The 14,512-nt window shown below is 72.6% G+C and carries 15 protein-coding genes; 5 read left to right on the forward strand and 10 right to left on the reverse strand.

From position 1 onward, the window contains the following. The first annotated feature begins 42 nt into the window (after positions 1-42). Positions 43-1,053, forward strand: coding sequence for a methyltransferase (locus ACT2CW_RS30360; RefSeq protein WP_445518930.1), 1,011 nt, complete (start codon positions 43-45; stop codon positions 1,051-1,053). 57 nt (positions 1,054-1,110) lie between these two features. Here ACT2CW_RS30360 and ACT2CW_RS30365 read toward each other — a convergent pair whose 3' ends face one another. The 4 genes from ACT2CW_RS30365 to ACT2CW_RS30380 all read right to left on the reverse strand — a co-directional run bounded on the left by ACT2CW_RS30365 (position 1,111) and on the right by ACT2CW_RS30380 (position 5,084). Then, a complete protein-coding gene (locus tag ACT2CW_RS30365; protein ID WP_445518931.1) occupies positions 1,111-1,929 on the reverse strand; it encodes a class I SAM-dependent methyltransferase in 819 nt (272 codons plus the stop codon). Between the two features lie 167 nt (positions 1,930-2,096). Next, positions 2,097-3,308: a globin domain-containing protein gene (locus ACT2CW_RS30370; RefSeq protein ID WP_445519011.1), complete on the reverse strand. Its 1,212-nt coding sequence runs from the start codon at positions 3,306-3,308 to the stop codon at positions 2,097-2,099. A gap of 122 nt (positions 3,309-3,430) precedes the next feature. Beyond that, the gene (locus ACT2CW_RS30375) at positions 3,431-3,880 is read right to left on the reverse strand and encodes an RrF2 family transcriptional regulator (RefSeq protein ID WP_182472830.1); all 450 of its coding nucleotides are present in this window, start codon (positions 3,878-3,880) and stop codon (positions 3,431-3,433) included. A 91-nt stretch (positions 3,881-3,971) separates the two neighbouring features. After that, the gene (locus ACT2CW_RS30380; RefSeq protein ID WP_445519012.1) at positions 3,972-5,084 is read right to left on the reverse strand and encodes an AI-2E family transporter; all 1,113 of its coding nucleotides are present in this window, start codon (positions 5,082-5,084) and stop codon (positions 3,972-3,974) included. 340 nt (positions 5,085-5,424) lie between these two features. On the opposite strand from ACT2CW_RS30380, the gene ACT2CW_RS30385 reads away from it, so the two are divergent. Beyond that, complete coding sequence (locus ACT2CW_RS30385) at positions 5,425-6,645, forward strand: cysteine desulfurase-like protein (RefSeq protein WP_182472831.1); 1,221 nt, start codon at positions 5,425-5,427, stop codon at positions 6,643-6,645. A 48-nt stretch (positions 6,646-6,693) separates the two neighbouring features. Here the strand turns inward: ACT2CW_RS30385 and ACT2CW_RS30390 are convergent, their stop codons facing one another. The 3 genes from ACT2CW_RS30390 to ACT2CW_RS30400 form a co-directional block, all read right to left on the reverse strand. Then, positions 6,694-7,263: a TetR/AcrR family transcriptional regulator gene (locus ACT2CW_RS30390; RefSeq protein WP_445518932.1), complete on the reverse strand. Its 570-nt coding sequence runs from the start codon at positions 7,261-7,263 to the stop codon at positions 6,694-6,696. Positions 7,264-7,332: 69 nt separating this feature from the next. After that, on the reverse strand, positions 7,333-8,745 hold the full coding sequence (locus tag ACT2CW_RS30395) for an amidase (RefSeq protein ID WP_445518933.1): 1,413 nt from the start codon (positions 8,743-8,745) through the stop codon (positions 7,333-7,335). Continuing rightward, positions 8,732-8,941 carry a hypothetical protein gene (locus ACT2CW_RS30400; RefSeq protein ID WP_445518934.1) on the reverse strand — a complete coding sequence of 70 codons (210 nt, stop codon included), beginning with the start codon at positions 8,939-8,941 and terminating at the stop codon, positions 8,732-8,734. The genes ACT2CW_RS30395 and ACT2CW_RS30400 overlap by 14 nt, the downstream gene beginning before the upstream one ends. Before the next feature lie 116 nt (positions 8,942-9,057). On the opposite strand from ACT2CW_RS30400, the gene ACT2CW_RS30405 reads away from it, so the two are divergent. Then, complete coding sequence (locus ACT2CW_RS30405) at positions 9,058-9,963, forward strand: MBL fold metallo-hydrolase (RefSeq protein WP_445518935.1); 906 nt, start codon at positions 9,058-9,060, stop codon at positions 9,961-9,963. 132 nt (positions 9,964-10,095) lie between these two features. After that, the gene (locus ACT2CW_RS30410; protein ID WP_445519013.1) at positions 10,096-11,277 is read left to right on the forward strand and encodes an acyltransferase family protein; all 1,182 of its coding nucleotides are present in this window, start codon (positions 10,096-10,098) and stop codon (positions 11,275-11,277) included. A gap of 23 nt (positions 11,278-11,300) precedes the next feature. Here the strand turns inward: ACT2CW_RS30410 and ACT2CW_RS30415 are convergent, their stop codons facing one another. The 3 genes from ACT2CW_RS30415 to ACT2CW_RS30425 form a co-directional block, all read right to left on the reverse strand. Next, positions 11,301-12,401 carry a winged helix DNA-binding domain-containing protein gene (locus ACT2CW_RS30415; RefSeq protein WP_445518936.1) on the reverse strand — a complete coding sequence of 367 codons (1,101 nt, stop codon included), beginning with the start codon at positions 12,399-12,401 and terminating at the stop codon, positions 11,301-11,303. Beyond that, positions 12,398-12,586 (reverse strand): hypothetical protein, encoded by a 189-nt coding sequence (locus tag ACT2CW_RS30420; protein ID WP_445518937.1) that lies wholly within the window; start codon positions 12,584-12,586, stop codon positions 12,398-12,400. Before ACT2CW_RS30420 ends, ACT2CW_RS30415 begins: the two co-directional genes overlap by 4 nt. A 96-nt stretch (positions 12,587-12,682) precedes the next feature. Continuing rightward, positions 12,683-13,261: a DinB family protein gene (locus tag ACT2CW_RS30425; protein ID WP_445518938.1), complete on the reverse strand. Its 579-nt coding sequence runs from the start codon at positions 13,259-13,261 to the stop codon at positions 12,683-12,685. Positions 13,262-13,360: 99 nt separating this feature from the next. Here ACT2CW_RS30425 and ACT2CW_RS30430 point away from each other — a divergent pair, with 99 nt between their 5' ends. Then, positions 13,361-14,389, forward strand: coding sequence for a helix-turn-helix transcriptional regulator (locus ACT2CW_RS30430; protein ID WP_445518939.1), 1,029 nt, complete (start codon positions 13,361-13,363; stop codon positions 14,387-14,389). Positions 14,390-14,512: the final 123 nt, after the last annotated feature.

Raw genomic sequence — 14,512 nt, forward strand, 5'->3', positions numbered from 1 at the left:
GGTGCGGCGAGAGCGCATATCCGGGAACAGTGAGGGAGCCTTATGCGGCACGAGATCAGCCCAGAGCCCATTCTTGAGGTCGGGCTCGGCTTCATGGCGTCGAAGGCGCTGCTCACCGCGGTGGAACTGGATCTCTTCTCCCGGCTCGCCGAAGCCCCCCGCACCGGCGGTGACCTGGCCGAGACGCTCGGACTGCACCCGCGCGGCGCCGCCGACTTCCTCGACGCGCTGGTGGCCCTCGGATTCCTGGAGCGTTCCGACGGCGTGTACCGCAACAGCCCGTCCGCCGACACCTTTCTCGACCGCAACAAGGCCACCTACGCGGGCGGCATCCTGGAGATGGCCAACAGCCGGCTGTATCCCTTCTGGGGGTCGCTCACCGAGGCGCTGCACACCGGGAAACCGCAGAACGAGCACAAGCACGGCGGCGACGTATTCGACGCCATCTACCACGACCAGGAGGGCCTTGAGCGATTCCTGCACGGAATGACCGGGCTCAGCATGGGCAAGGCGATGGCGATAGCCGAGCGGTTCCCCTGGGCCGACTACCGGACCGTGCTGGACGTCGGCGGAGCGGTGGGCTGCGTCCCGGTGGCGGTGGCCCGGCGCCACCCCCATATGAGCGGCGGTGTCTTCGAGCTGCCCCGGGTGCGGCCCGTCTTCGAGAAGTACGTGGCGTCCTTCGGCCTGGAGGACCGGCTCACCTTCCACGGTGGCGACTTCTTCACCGATGACCTGCCCGGCGCCGATGTGATCGTGCTGGGCCAGATCCTGCACGGCTGGGGCCTGGAGGAGAAGCGGCTGCTGCTGAAGAAGGCGTATGACGCGCTGCCCGACGGGGGAGCGGTCCTCGTCTACGACGCCATCATCGACGACGACCGCAAGGAGAACACCTTCGGCCTGCTGGCCAGCCTGAACATGCTCATCGAGACCCGGTCCGGCTTCGAGTACACGGCCGCCGACGGCCGCGCCTGGCTGGCGGACACGGGGTTCAGCGACAGCCGGGTCGAACCGCTGACGGACGGCTACTCCATGCTGGTGGGCATCAAATAGCGGTGACCTGGCCGCTCGGCCCGGCGCCGGGACCAACCCGGCGCCGGGCCGGAGCCGCTAGAAGCGGTAGCGCAGGATACGGCCGACATCCCGGAAACCGGGCAGATGCGCCATCACCCGCATGCTCATCCGGCCGGAGGCCGGCATCTTCTCCACCCCCGGCATGTCCACGCTGCGCACCGCGTCGAGGCAGGTCAGCCCCGGGTGCCAGTTCTCCACCTCATGGGGGTCGTCCAGGCCCCAGTGGAGAGTGGCGCCCGCGTTGCGCACCGCGGGGACCATCTTCTGGAGCCGGATGCCCAGCGGCCCGTAGACATCGAAGAGCAGCTGGCCGCTGGGGAACCGCTCGGTGATCCGCTGGATCAGCCGCTTGCCCTCCTCCTTGCGCAGATACATCGTCAGCCCCTCGGCGACGACCACGGTGGGCCGGTCGTCCGGCACCTCGCGCAGCCATGCCTCCTCGGTCACCGAGGCGCCGACCATCTCGTAGTTCCCCGACGGCTCGGGAAGCAGCCGCCGGCGCAGATCGATCACCTCGGGGTAGTCGACGTCGAGCCAGCGCACCGACGACGGCGGGTCGAGGCGCTGCACCCGGGTGTCGAGACCGCACGCGAGATGGAGCACGGTCGCCTTCTGATGCTCGGCCAGGAACTCCATGGCCCAGTCGTCGAGCTGTTTGGCCCGCAGGGCGATGCCGACCGCCGTCGTGTCCGTCATCCCCGTTTTGTCGAAGTCGTAGGCCACGCGCTCCACGGCCTCCCGGGCCGCGTGGTCGTGCAGGATGGAGTCGGGTGAACGGCTGTCCACCGCCCTGCCGTACAGCGTGGCGAGCAAGGTTTCCTGAGCGCCGCTGAGAGTGATCTTTTCGCGATCCATGGTTCCTCGTCGATGTGGGGGTACCGGACGGACCATTCCGTACGGTTGCGCATGGAATGGGCAGAACCCGTGTCCGTACGGTCCCACGTTCCCCCCGGCAAAAGCGACCGGCCCCTGGGCCATTCGAGTTCATCCGGCCAACATCGGGCGGACGGGCGCGGTGAGCGTCAGTGGTCCTCGCCGTCGTCCCGCGTCAGCCACAGATCGGGTCCGAAGACCTCGTAGTGGATCGCGGAGGGGTGCACACCCCGCTCCAGCAGTTGGGTCCGCACCGACCGCATGAAGGGCATCGGCCCGCACAGATACGCCCGCACGCCGTCCGGGATCTCGATGCCGGACAGGTCGGCGCGGCCGGTGCGCTCGGCCGGCCAGTCGCCCTCGGGCCGCTCGTACCAGGTATGGGCGGTGCCCCGCGCCAGCTTGGTGACCAGCCGCTCCTGGTCCTCGCGCAGGGCGTGGTCGGCGGGGGAGCGGTCGGCGTGGACGGCGATGACCGGGGCCTGGTGTCCGCGGGCCGTCAGCTCCTCCAGCATGGCCACCATCGGGGTGCAGCCGATCCCGGCGGAGGCGAGCAGCAGCGGTGTGTCCGTGCCGTCGAGCACGACATCGCCGTAGGGCGCGGAGACGGTGAGCTCATCGCCCTCGTGGACGTGGTCGTGGAGGTGGCCGGAGACCTCACCGGCCGGGCCCACGCCCGCGGCCTCGCGCTTGACGGAGAAGGAGCGCACGGTGGCGCCGGGGGCGTTGGTCAGGCTGTACTGGCGGATCTGCCGCGCCCCGTCGGCCAGTTCCACCTGCACCGAGACATACTGGCCCGCCTTGAACGCCGGGGCGGGGCGGCCGTCCGCCGGACGGATCCGGAAGGTGGCCACATCCGCTGTCTCCCGGACCCGCTCGACCACCTCCCACTGCCGCCAGGTCCCGCCGGCCAGCACGCCCTGCTCCGCGTACAGCCGCCGCTCGATCTCGATCAGGGCGTTGGCCATCAGCCAGTACACCTCGTCCCAGGCGGCGGTCACCTCCTCGGTGGCCGCGTCGCCGAGCACCTCCGCGATGGCGGCGGACAGATGACGGTGCACCACCGGATACTGTGCGGCGCTCACCCCGAGCGAGGCGTGCTTGTGGGCGATCCGGCTCAGCAGGGCGTCGGGGCGGGTGCCCGGCCGCTCCACCAGGGCGGTGGCGAACGCGGCGATCGCGCCCGCGAGGGCCTGCCGTTGGGTGCCCGCGGCCTGGTTGGCCCGGTTGAACATGTTCCTCAGCAGTTCGGGGTGGGCCGTGAAGAGCTTCCGGTAGAACAGCTCGGTGATGGTGCCGATGGCCTCACCGACGGCGGGAAGCGTGGCGCGGACGGTCTCGGCGGACTTCTGGGAGAGCATGAGCGGGCCTAACTGGTATCTCAGATTCGTATTCAACGGCATGGGTGAACCGGGCATGGTGACCTCCATGTCGGCACAGCTCGGTGGGATGGGATCCGGGGTCCGTAACCCGGACGGCGGCCTCATGGGGACAGTCCGGGCGCGCGCCCGACCAGCCCCAGCAGTACCGGGCCGGTCGGGGACGCCACCAGATCGTCGACCGTGAGGGGGTCGAGCGAGGCGAGGAACGCCTCCTGTGCCCGGCGCAGCGCCATCCGCAGCCGGCAGCCCTGCCGCAGCGGACACGGCACATCCCCCTCGCAGTCGACGACATCGCCGACCCCTTCGAGCTCCCGGACCAGCTGGCCGACCGAGGCGGTGCGCCCGGTCGTGGTGAGCGTCAGCCCGCCGCCCCGTCCGCGCCGTGTCTCGATCAGGCCCAGGTGTTGCAGCCGGGCCGCCACCTTGGCCAGATGGCTGTACGGCACCTGCATCTCCCCGGCGACCTGCCGGGCGGTGCAGGGCTCGGCGCCGGTGACCGCCAGCCGCATGATCGTGCGGAGCGCCAGGTCCGTTGACTTCGTCAGCCGCATGGCGGCAGATTACGATAAAGCGAATCTGAGATGCAATTTATAGGGACGTGTTCCGGCCTCCGGCGCACGGGTGTTCCGGCCACGGCGCCGGTCAGGCCTCGCCGGGCGGACGCCCGCGCAGCGCCCGCGTCACCGACCAGGCGACGGACACCATGGGCACGGCCACCACCGCCCCGACCACCCCCGCCACGATGCTCCCGGCGATGACCGAAATCGCCACCACCACCGGATGGAGCCGCACCGCCCAGCTCATCACCAGCGGATGCAGCACATGGCCCTCGAACTGACCGACCGCCACGATCAGCAGCAGCACCACGGCCGCGACGGCCGGACCCCGCCCGGCCAGGGCCACCACCGTCGCCACCGCCAGCGCGATCGGCGAACCGATCAGCGGGACGAACGTCGCGAAGAAGACCAGCAGCGTCAGCGGCAGGGTCAGCGGCACCCGCAGCAGGAACAACGCGATGCCGACCAGGGCCGCGTTGGAGGCCGCCACGACGATGATGCCCCGGGTGTACCCGGCGAAGGTGGTCCACGCCGCCCGCGCCGCACGGTCCCACGGGGAGCGGGCGCGCTCGGGCAGCTGACCCCGGAACCACTGCCACATCCGGTCGCCGGAATGGATGAAGAAGATCGAACAGAACAGGGCCAGGAACAGTGCCGTGCCCGCCTCCACGACCCGCCCGGCGCTGCTGAGCGCCCTGCTGATCAGCGTCGCGCGATGCCGTGACACAAAGGCGGTGATCTTGTCGTGGGCCCCCGACAGCACCCCGTGCCGCACATGGAACGGCGGCCCCTCCAGCCACCGCTCGATCCGGCCGATCCCGCCGCGCAGCTCACCCACCAGCCGGCCCGCCTCCCCGGCCGCCGCGTTCCCCACCAGCGCCAGCAGCCCCAACACCGCGAACAGCGTGCCGAACACCGCCAGCGCCACCGCCAGCGGCCTGGGACACACCCGCGCCAGCAGATCGGCCAGCGGGCGCAGCAAGGCGGTGGCCACCAGCGCAAGGAACACCGCGATCGCGACGAGCTCGAACCGCCCCAGCACCCTGAACGCCAGATAGACGGCCACCCCGATGACCATCAGACGCCATGCGTACGCGGCGGCCAGCCGCAGCCCGGGATGGACCCGTCCGTTCTCGTCCCCCGCCCGGCGCACCGCCGCCGTCAGGGCCGCGGAGCCGGAGCGGCGGGCCCGCGCCACCGCCCGCGAGGCCCGCCCCGCCGGTCCGCCCGCCACGCCACGCCGAGGGCGTACGCCCCGGCCTCCCGGTCGCTCGGGCGGGGGAGGAGAGTCGCTGCTCACGTCGGCGCCACCGCCTTCTGCGTCCGGTCCTGCGCGGCGGAAGAGGATGGTGATTCATCCCGCTACGTACAGATTCAATCAGGGCTGCCGTCCGGGCGCCGGACACCTCTTCCCGGCGCGGCGGCCTGCTGCCCCCCCCGGCGCGGCGGCCGTCCTCGCCCCCTGCCGTTCCGCACCCGGGCCCGCCTAAGATCGCCCTGGTCACCCGCTCGCCAAGGCACTCTGCAAGGAGCCGCTCGTGACATACGACATCACCGCCATCCGCGCACAGTTCCCCGCGCTGAAGGCCGGGTCGGCCCACTTCGACGGCCCGGGAGGCACCCAGACCCCGCTCCCCGTCATCGAGGCCATCTCCGACGCGCTGGCCAACCCCCTGGCCAACCGCGGCCACCTCACCGCGGGCGAGCGCAACGCCGAGGCCCTGGTCCAGTCGGCCCGGCACGCCATGGCCGATCTGCTCGGCGCCGACCCGGCCGGGGTCGTCTTCGGGCGCAGCGCCACCGCCCTCATCTACGACTTCTCCCGCACCCTCGCCAAGACCTGGTCGCCGGGCGACGAGGTGGTGGTGTCCCGGCTGGACCACGACTCCAACATCCGCCCCTGGGTCCAGGCCGCCGAGGCCGCCGGGGCCACCGTGCGCTGGGCCGACTTCGACCCCGCCACCGGCGAGCTGACCCCCGATGACATCAGCGCCCAACTCGGCGACCGCACCCGGCTGGTCGCGGTCACCGCCGCCTCGAACCTGATCGGCACCCGCCCGGACATCCCGGAGATCTCCCGGCGGGTGCACGCGGCCGGGGCGCTGCTCCACGTCGACGGCGTGCACTACGCCGCCCACGCCCATGTCGACATCCGGCGGCTCGGAGCGGACTTCTTCGTCTGCTCCCCCTACAAGTTCCTCGGCCCCCACCTCGGCGTGCTGGCAGCCGACCCCGGGCTCCTGGAGACCCTGACCCCGGACAAGCTGCTCCCGTCGACGAACGCCGTCCCCGAGCGCTTCGAATTCGGCACCCTGCCCTATGAATTCCTCGCCGGCACCCGCGCCGCCGTCGACTTCCTCGCCACCCTGGACCCCGGCGCGGAAGGCAGCCGCAGGGAGCGGCTGGCGTCGTCGTTCGCGGCCCTCGAGGAGCACGAGGCCACGCTGCGCGGGCGCATCGACGAGGGGCTGGCCGCCCTGGACCCGCTCACCATCCACTCCCGTGCCGTGGACCGCACCCCGACCGTGCTGCTGACCATCGACGGCCGCGACACCACCGACGCCTACCGCTACCTCGCCGGCCGTGGCGTCGACGCCCCCTCCGGTTCGTTCTACGCGGTGGAGGCCTCCCGCAGGCTGGGCCTGGGCGACACCGGAGGGCTGCGTATCGGCCTGGCCCCCTACACCAGCACCGAGGACGTGGACCGGCTGCTCGAGGCGCTCTCGGACTTCCTGCGCACTCCGGCCCCGCGCGGCTGACGGCCCCGGCGCCCACCGGCCGGTCTCACGTCCCGGCGGCGGCCGGCGTCATGTCCCGGCGGCGTTCCCTTCGAGGAGCTCCGCCACGAGTCCGCGGGCATGCGCCGCGTCGAGCCCGGCGGGGCGGAAGAGGATGCGGTACATCAGGGGCGCCACGATGTGGTCGACGACCGTCTCGACGCCGGGGGTGTCCTCCCCGCGTTCGGCCGCGCGGGTGAGGATGACATCGACCTGGTCGGCGGCGTAGGCCGAGCACTGACCGGCGTTGCTGCCGTCCGGGTCGCCGAGCAGGGCGTCACGGATGTAGGCACGCCCGGCCGGGGAGGCCATCTCGTCGAGGAACTGCTCGGCCCAGGCCGTCAGATCGGACTCCAGACCGCCGTGGTCCTGGGGCGTGGTCTCGGGCCGCAGACGCTCGACCGCCACATCCGACAGCAGTTGGCTGAGGTCTCCCCAGCGGCGGTAGATCGTGGAGGGGGTGACGCCCGCGCGCTGGGCGATCAGCGGCACCGTGAGACCGTCGCGGCCCACCTCCGCCTCCAGTTCGCGCACGGCGGTGTGCACCGATGCCTGGACCCGGGCGCTGCGCCCCCCGGGGCGCACCATCTGCCTGCTCATTCATCCCACCTTAAAGCAAATCTGTTGCTTCTCGGGAGGCGGTGCGCCCGGGGTCGCTCAGGGGACGCGTCAGGCCGCGGGCGCCGGTTCGCGGGCGGGCGGCGCCAGTTCGCGGGCGGGCCGCGTCCGCTCGTAGGCGTGACCGACCCGCAGCAGCACACCCTCCCCGAGCGGGCGCCCGAGCAGCTGCATGCCGATCGGCAGGCCCGCCGTGTCGTGGCCGACCGGGACGGAGAGCGACGGCAGCCCGGTGAGGTTGGCGGGGGCCGAGAGGCGCACATAGGCGTCCGAGACGGCCTCGACGGTGCCGTCCGGCCAGGTGACCGTCTCCTGACCGGCCTTCACCGCGGTGGCCGGGACCGTCGGGGCGGCGATCACATCGACGTCCTCCAGCATGCGCGCCCACTCCCGCCGCATCAGGGTCCGGGAGCGCTGGGCGCGCAGATAGTCCCCGGCGGGCATCAGTTCGCCCGCCTCCAGCAGGGTGCGCACATCCGCCTGGTACAGCTCCGGCGCCGTGCGCAGGGTGCGCTCGTGGTACGCGGTGGCCTCCGGCACCATCAGGCCCCACTGCGTGGCCTGGATGTAGCGGGTCATGGGGATCTCGACCTCGACGAGGCGGGCGCCGAGGGCCTCGAGCCGCTCGACGGCCCGCCGGACCGCGGCCTCCACCTCCGCGTCGACGTGCTCGAAGTAGTAGTTGCGCGGCACGCCGACGCGCAGTCCCGTCAGGTCCTCGGCCGCGCCCGGCCGGTAGTCCCGCGCGGGCACGTCCAGGGACGCGGGGTCGCGGGGGTCGTGCCCGGCCAGGACCGCCAGGACCAGGGCCTGGTCCTCGACGGTGCGGGTGAGCGGGCCGACGTGGTCCAGCGACCACGACAGGGAGGTGACGCCGTGGCGGGGGACGAGGCCGTACGTCGGCTTGAGGCCGACGACCCCGTTGAGCGCGGCGGGGACGCGGATGGATCCGCCGGTGTCGGTGCCCAGCGCGAAGGCCGCGGTGCCCGCGGCGACGGCCACGGCGGATCCGCCGCTGGAGCCGCCCGCGACCCGGCCGGGGTCCCAGGCGTTGTGGGTCTGCGGGGTGGTCAGCCCGTACGCGAACTCATGGGTGTGGGTCTTGCCGACCAGGACCGCGCCGGACGCGCTCAGCCGGGCGGCGACCGTGCTGTCCGCCTGGGCGCGGTGGTCGGCGCGGACCCGGGAGCTCGCCGTGGTGGCCACGCCCGCGACGTCGATCAGGTCCTTCAGGCCCATCGGGATGCCGTGCAGCGGGCCGCGGAGGCGGCCGGCCGCGGCTTCGTCCGTGGCCTCGCGCGCGGCCCGGCGCGCCCGCTCGGCCGTCACCGTGACGTAGGCGTTCAGCCGGGGTTCCAGCCGCTCGACGCGGTCCAGGACGGAGTCCGCCAGCTCGACGGGGGACAGCCGCCGGGTCCTGATCGCCTCGGCGGCCGCGGTGAGGGACAGCTCATACGGCCGCATCGCGCCGCTCCTCTCCCGCGCGGTAGGCGGGGGCGGGCGGGGTGTCGCCGAAGTCCAGCTCGCGCAGGACGGCGACGACGGCGTGGATGTGGTCGGCGGTGGCCGCCGCGGCGGCGTGGCGCTCGGCCGACAGCGGAAGCCCGGCGCGCGCGGCCCAGCGGGCCGCCTCCGGAGGGGTGAGTTCAGCGGCGGACAAGGTGTCTCCCTCAGCGAGATCTCATCGAGGCAAAAGCTAACTGTTTGCGTTAGTCGACTGTAGAGCCTACGGTGACTTAAGGCAAACGAATTGCGTTTAGAGAGAGCGGGCGGGTCATGCACACACCCCAGGCCATCGACATCCCCTTCTGGACCGTGGGCGACATCGCCGTCCACCGCATCGACGAGGTGCTCCTGCCGCCGCAGACCGGGCCATGGCTGCTTCCCGGCGCCACCACGGACGTGGTCTCGCGGCAGGACTGGCTGCGCCCCGACTTCGCCGACCAGGACGGCACCCTGCGCATCGCCAGCCACAGCTTCGCCTTCGAGATCGGCGGGGCCCGGGTCCTGGTCGACACCGGCATCGGCAACGGCAAGACGCGGGCCAACCCGGCCTGGCACGGTCTGCGGACCGACTACCTGGAGCGCCTGGCCGCCGCCGGGTTCCCCCGGGAATCCATCGACCTGGTGATCCTCACCCATCTGCACACCGACCACGTCGGCTGGAACACCCATGAGGTGGACGGCGCATGGGTGCCCACCTTTCCGCACGCGCGCTACCTCACCTCCCGCGCCGAGCGGGAGTTCTGGGCGGCCTACGACATGGACGAGCCGCGCACCCAGATGTTCCTCGACTCCGTGATTCCGGTCGAGGACGCGGGACTGCTCGATCTGGTCGACGTCCCGGACGAGGGCACCGAGGTCATCCCCGGACTGCGGCTGATCCCCACGCCCGGGCACACCCCCGGCCATATCGCCCTCCAGCTCGACAGCCGCCACGAGCGCGCGCTGATCACGGGCGACTGCGTCCACCACCCCGTCCAGCTCGCCCACCCCGCCATCGGCTCATGCGTCGACATCGCCCCCGAGCAGTCCGAGGCCACCCGCCACAAGCTCTTCGGCGCCCTCGCCGACACGGGCACCCTCCTGCTCGGCACCCACTTCCCGCCGCCCACCGCCGGTCATGTGATCACCCACGAGAACGCCTACCGGCTCTCGCCGGTGCTCCCGGGCGCGCGCTGACGCGCCCCTCCGCGGGTGGTGCCGTTCGCCCGGATGTTCCCGTAGGGGCGCTATTGGGGCCGGGGCGGTGCGACGGGCAGGCTCGTGGGTGCTTTGCCTGCTTCGTATGGAGAGGGGTCTCCCTTGGCCAGTGTGTTGCCGCGTGGGCGTCGGCTGCCGTCGTTGACCGGGCTTCGCTTTCTGCTGGCCGGTGTGGTGCTGGCGGGCCATGTGCTGACGCTGGGCAGATTCTTCGAGGACCAGGGGGTCTATGAGGCGGCCGACGCCTCGTCCATGGCGAGCGCGGCGGCGGTCTCCTCGTTCTTCCTGCTGAGCGGTTTCGTACTGGCGTGGAACGCCTCCCCGGCCGACACCGCCGTCCGGTTCTGGCGCCGGCGGCTGGTGAAGATCTTCCCCAACCATGTGGTGACCTGGTCGCTGATGCTGGGCCTGCTCATGGCGACGGGCACCGCCGCGCTGCTTCCGGTGCCGGACCCGGGACCGGGGGAGGCGGTCCGGAATCTGCTGCTGGTGCACGCCTGGGTCCCCGACATGGCCGATTTCAGCAGCGTCAACCCGGTGACCTGGTCCATCTCCTGCGAGGCGTTCTTCTACCTCCTCTTCCCCCTGCTGATCCGGCCGGTGCGCGCCCTCCCGGCACGGCTGCTCTGGCCGGTGATCGCCCTGGTGGCGGCGCTGGTGGTGACGATGCCGCTGGTGGCGATGGCCGTCACCGACGAGGCGGCTCCCGGGAGTTGGTCACCGCTCTCGACGGAGCGCTGGTGGCTGATCTACTTCTTCCCGCCGGTGCGGCTGCTGGAGTTCGTCCTCGGACTCGTGCTCGCCCGGGCGGTCCAGCTCGACCGCTGGCCCGCGCTGCGTCGGCGGTGGCCGCTGCTCGCCCTGGCGGGGGTCTTCGCGGCGCGGACGGAGCTGCCCGAGGAGTACCTGTGGGGAGCCGCGACCTGTCTGCCGATGGCCGCCCTCATCCCGGCCATCGCCGCCCGCGATATCGAAGGGCGGGAGAGCCTGCTCGGGCGCCGTGGCCTGGTGCTGCTGGGCGAGGCGTCGTTCGCGCTGTACATGGTGCACTTCCCGCTGCTGTACGAGATCCGGGTGCTGCTGGACCGGCGGACGTTCGACACGGTGACCGCCGCGCTGTTGTCCGTGGTGGTGTCGGCCTTCTGTGTGGGGGTGTCGCTGCTGCTGTGGCGCGGTGTCGAGGTGCCGATGATGCGTCACTTCGCCCGCCCCCGCGGCGGTTCCGTACCGGCTGCCGACCCCGCGCCCGGCGACCGGACCGCACCCCTGCGCCAGCAGGACCCCGCTCCTTGACGCGGGCGGCCCGTGCGCACCGCTCAGTCCGGCGAGGTGGCGACGCGCACGCGGTGGCTTTCGCCGTCGGAGAGGAACGATGCCAGTTCCCGGCCCTCCTCTCCGACGGCCGTGCGGTCGGCCGAGGAGAGGCGGCCCAGCGGGGTGACGACCACGGTGGCGTCGTCCACCCTCCAGGTCGCGGCGACACGGCCGTCCACCAGCACCACACGCTCCCCGGCCACCGACAGGCCGCGGTGGGCGTCGTCGATGATCCGGCCGCGGTCGTGGTAACCGAGGATCGCGTTGTCGAACGCGGGCAGGAACCGCACCGGCGCGGGGGTGCCGGGGTCGGGACGTGGCGCGTCGGGGAGGTCGAGCAGCTCCCGGCCGCGTTCATCGCGGAAGGTGACCAGCTCCTCCCGTATCGCGGCCACCGCGGCCGGGAGCCCGGCGATGCCGCACCAGCCGCGCAGATCGGCCGAGGCCGCGGGGCCGAAGGCGGCCAGATAGCGCCGTACCAGCGCCTGCCCGACCGGGTCGGCGCCGTCGGGGGCGGGCGCGTCCACCGGTCGGCCTAGCCAGGAGGAGAGCAGGACGTTGCGCACCCCTCCCCGGGAGCGCCACAGCCCGCGCGGCGGCGTCTGCGCCACCGGGACGAGGGCGGCGATGAGCATCTCGCCCAGGGCGCGCGGTGCCGGGGCGGGCCAGCGGTCGGCCAGCGCCCGCACCAGCTCGGCCATCGAGCGGGGCTCGCCGTCGGCCATCACCGCCCGGCCCGCGGCGGCGAGTTCGTCGAGGTCCACCCCCTCCAGCTCGCGACGGTAGGTCCCGAGCACCCGCTGGCGCAGCATGGCGTCGTGGCGGGCGCGCCAGGCCACGATGTCATCGGCGGTGACGAGGTGGACGGTACGGCGCATGAGGTGGGTCCGCACCACGCTCCGACCGGTCAGCAGGTCCGAGAGGACGCCCGGGTCGAACGCGCGCAGCCGTGACCAGAGCCCGGTGAACGGCTCCTGCGGTTCCTGCGCCTGCATGCCACACAGATGCGCGACGGCGTCGTGGACCGGCATGTCCGCCCGGTCGAGCAGCAACTGCCGGGCGAGCGTCGCCCGGCCCAGCGCCCGGCGGTCGAGAACGGTCATCGTGCCACCGCGGCGCGCTCTTCGGCCGATCGCCGCTGTAGCGACGGGAGTTGGACGGATGGCGGGGTGGCGGACACATCGAGCGGGCCGATGTCGGTTCCCACGATGTCCTCGGGCTCCCCGTGGGGTCCGTACACATCGGCGGTGTCGATGAAGTTGGTCCGCCCGAGCTCATGCGTCTTCACAGTCGCGCCGTTCCCTTCGGTTCCATGGCTGTTGGGGTCCGGAGCCGTGCCGGTGACGGCCGTCACCGGCACGGCTCCGAGGAGATCCGGTCGCGGTCAGCCGGACTTCTGCCCGTCGAGCGACTCACGGATGATGTCCGCGTGCCCGGCGTGCTGGGCGGTCTCGGCGATGACGTGCAACAGCACCCGGCGCACGCTGTGCGCCGCGCCCGGCTCGTTCCAGGGCGCCTCGGGCAGCGGGTGCGTCGCCGACAGGTCGGGGACCGCGGTGATGATCTCCTCGCTCCGGGCGGCGACCTCCTCGTAGCGCCGGAGGACACCGGCCAGCGTCTCACCGGGCAGCATCTGGAAGTTGTTCTGGTTGTCGATCGCCCACTGCGGGATCTCCCGTGCGGTACCGGCCGCGAGGTCGGCCCAGGTGACACCGTCGGGCAGGTCGTAACGCAGCGCCGACGGGCCTTCGAGGACGAAGCGCAGCCAGCCCTCCTCGATGGCCGCGACATGCTTGATCAGCCCGCCCAGGCACAGCGCGCTGACCGTCGGGCGTTCGCCGGCCTGCTCGTCGCCGAGCTCGCGCACCGTCCTGGTCAGGGCGGATCGCGCGGCGGCGAGTTCGGCGAGCAGATCGGCCCGCTCGTCGTCGAGAGAGGTGGCGGGAGTAGTGGTGGCGGTCACAGTGATCGGGTCCTTCGGTCGTTCTCGTCGTCTGACGAGGACTACCGTCGCAGGGGTAGCGGACAGTGTGTGGCCGCTTCTCCGGGCAGAATCGGTGGTATGCCGAAGACATCAGCGCGACTGCTGTCACTGCTCTCCCTGCTCCAGGCGCGCCGGGACTGGCCGGGGCAGCTGCTGGCCGAGCGGCTGGACGTCAGCCCGCGCACCGTGCGCCGCGATGTCGACCGCCTGCGCGAGCTCGGCTATCCCATCGTGGCCGCCAAGGGCCCCGACGGGGGCTATCGGCTCGGCGCCGGGTCGGACCTGCCGCCGCTGCTGTTCGACGACGACCAGGCCGTGGCCCTCGCCGTGGCGCTTCAGACCGCCACCGCCACCGGGGCGGGGATCGAGGAAGCGGCGGCGCGTGCGCTGAGCACCGTTCGGCAGGTGATGCCCGCGCGGCTGCGCCATCGCGTCGACGCCCTCCAGGTCACCGCCGTGGAAGGCGCGGATACCCGGCCGAATCCGCAGGTCGGCCCCCGGGTGCTCATGACCCTCGGCGCGGCCGTCCGCGCCCGCGAGGTGCTGCGCTTCACTTACGCCCCCGTATCCGCACCGGATGCCTCCGACGCCGACCCCGCCGCCACGCCGCCACGCCGGGTGGAGCCGCACCACCTCGTCACCCGGGGCGGGCGCTGGTATCTCGTCGCCTGGGACCTCGACCGCGACGACTGGCGCACCTTCCGCGTCGACCGGATCACCCCGCGCACCCCCACGGGCCCGCGCTTCACCCCGCGCGATGTGCCCGGAGGGGATGTGGCCGCCTTCGTCGCGAGCCGGTTCCAGGGTTCCGACGGCTCGGGTGGCTGGCCGTGCCGAGGCGAGGTCATCCTCGATCTGCCCGCGTCGGTCGTGTCCACCTACACCCGGGACGGGGTCGTCGAGGAACTCGGCCCGGACCGCTGCCGACTCCTTCTGGGCGCGTGGTCATGGCCGGGACTCGCCGCCACCATCGGCAGGTTCGACGCCGACATCGAGGTCATCGGGCCGCCCGAGCTCAAGGGGGCCTTCGCGCACCTGGCCCGCCGCTTCGCCGACGCGGCGGCCGAGGCATCTACGGGGGACACCACGCCATCCCCGAGCCGCTGAGCGCCAGGCCCCACCCCCGAGCCGCTGAGCGACGCGCGCCACGCCTGAGCCGCTGAGCGATGCGCGCCCCCCTGAGCCGCTGAGCGACCCGCGCCGCCCATCCGCTGAGCGGTGCGCGCCACC

The organism is Streptomyces sp. NEAU-174 (genome assembly GCF_052665095.1).

Bases quoted from the DNA above. Each gene is read 5' to 3' on its own strand.
- ACT2CW_RS30395 (WP_445518933.1), bottom strand. From the start codon at position 8,745: ATGCGGCCGTATGAGCTGTCCCTCACCGCGGCCGCCGAGGCGATCAGG.
- ACT2CW_RS30390 (WP_445518932.1), bottom strand. From the start codon at position 7,263: ATGAGCAGGCAGATGGTGCGCCCCGGGGGGCGCAGCGCCCGGGTCCAG.
- ACT2CW_RS30430 (WP_445518939.1), top strand. From the start codon at position 13,361: ATGCCGAAGACATCAGCGCGACTGCTGTCACTGCTCTCCCTGCTCCAG.
- ACT2CW_RS30365 (WP_445518931.1), bottom strand. From the start codon at position 1,929: ATGGATCGCGAAAAGATCACTCTCAGCGGCGCTCAGGAAACCTTGCTC.
- ACT2CW_RS30405 (WP_445518935.1), top strand. From the start codon at position 9,058: ATGCACACACCCCAGGCCATCGACATCCCCTTCTGGACCGTGGGCGAC.
- ACT2CW_RS30415 (WP_445518936.1), bottom strand. From the start codon at position 12,401: ATGACCGTTCTCGACCGCCGGGCGCTGGGCCGGGCGACGCTCGCCCGG.
- ACT2CW_RS30360 (WP_445518930.1), top strand. From the start codon at position 43: ATGCGGCACGAGATCAGCCCAGAGCCCATTCTTGAGGTCGGGCTCGGC.
- ACT2CW_RS30370 (WP_445519011.1), bottom strand. From the start codon at position 3,308: ATGCTCTCCCAGAAGTCCGCCGAGACCGTCCGCGCCACGCTTCCCGCC.
- ACT2CW_RS30375 (WP_182472830.1), bottom strand. From the start codon at position 3,880: ATGCGGCTGACGAAGTCAACGGACCTGGCGCTCCGCACGATCATGCGG.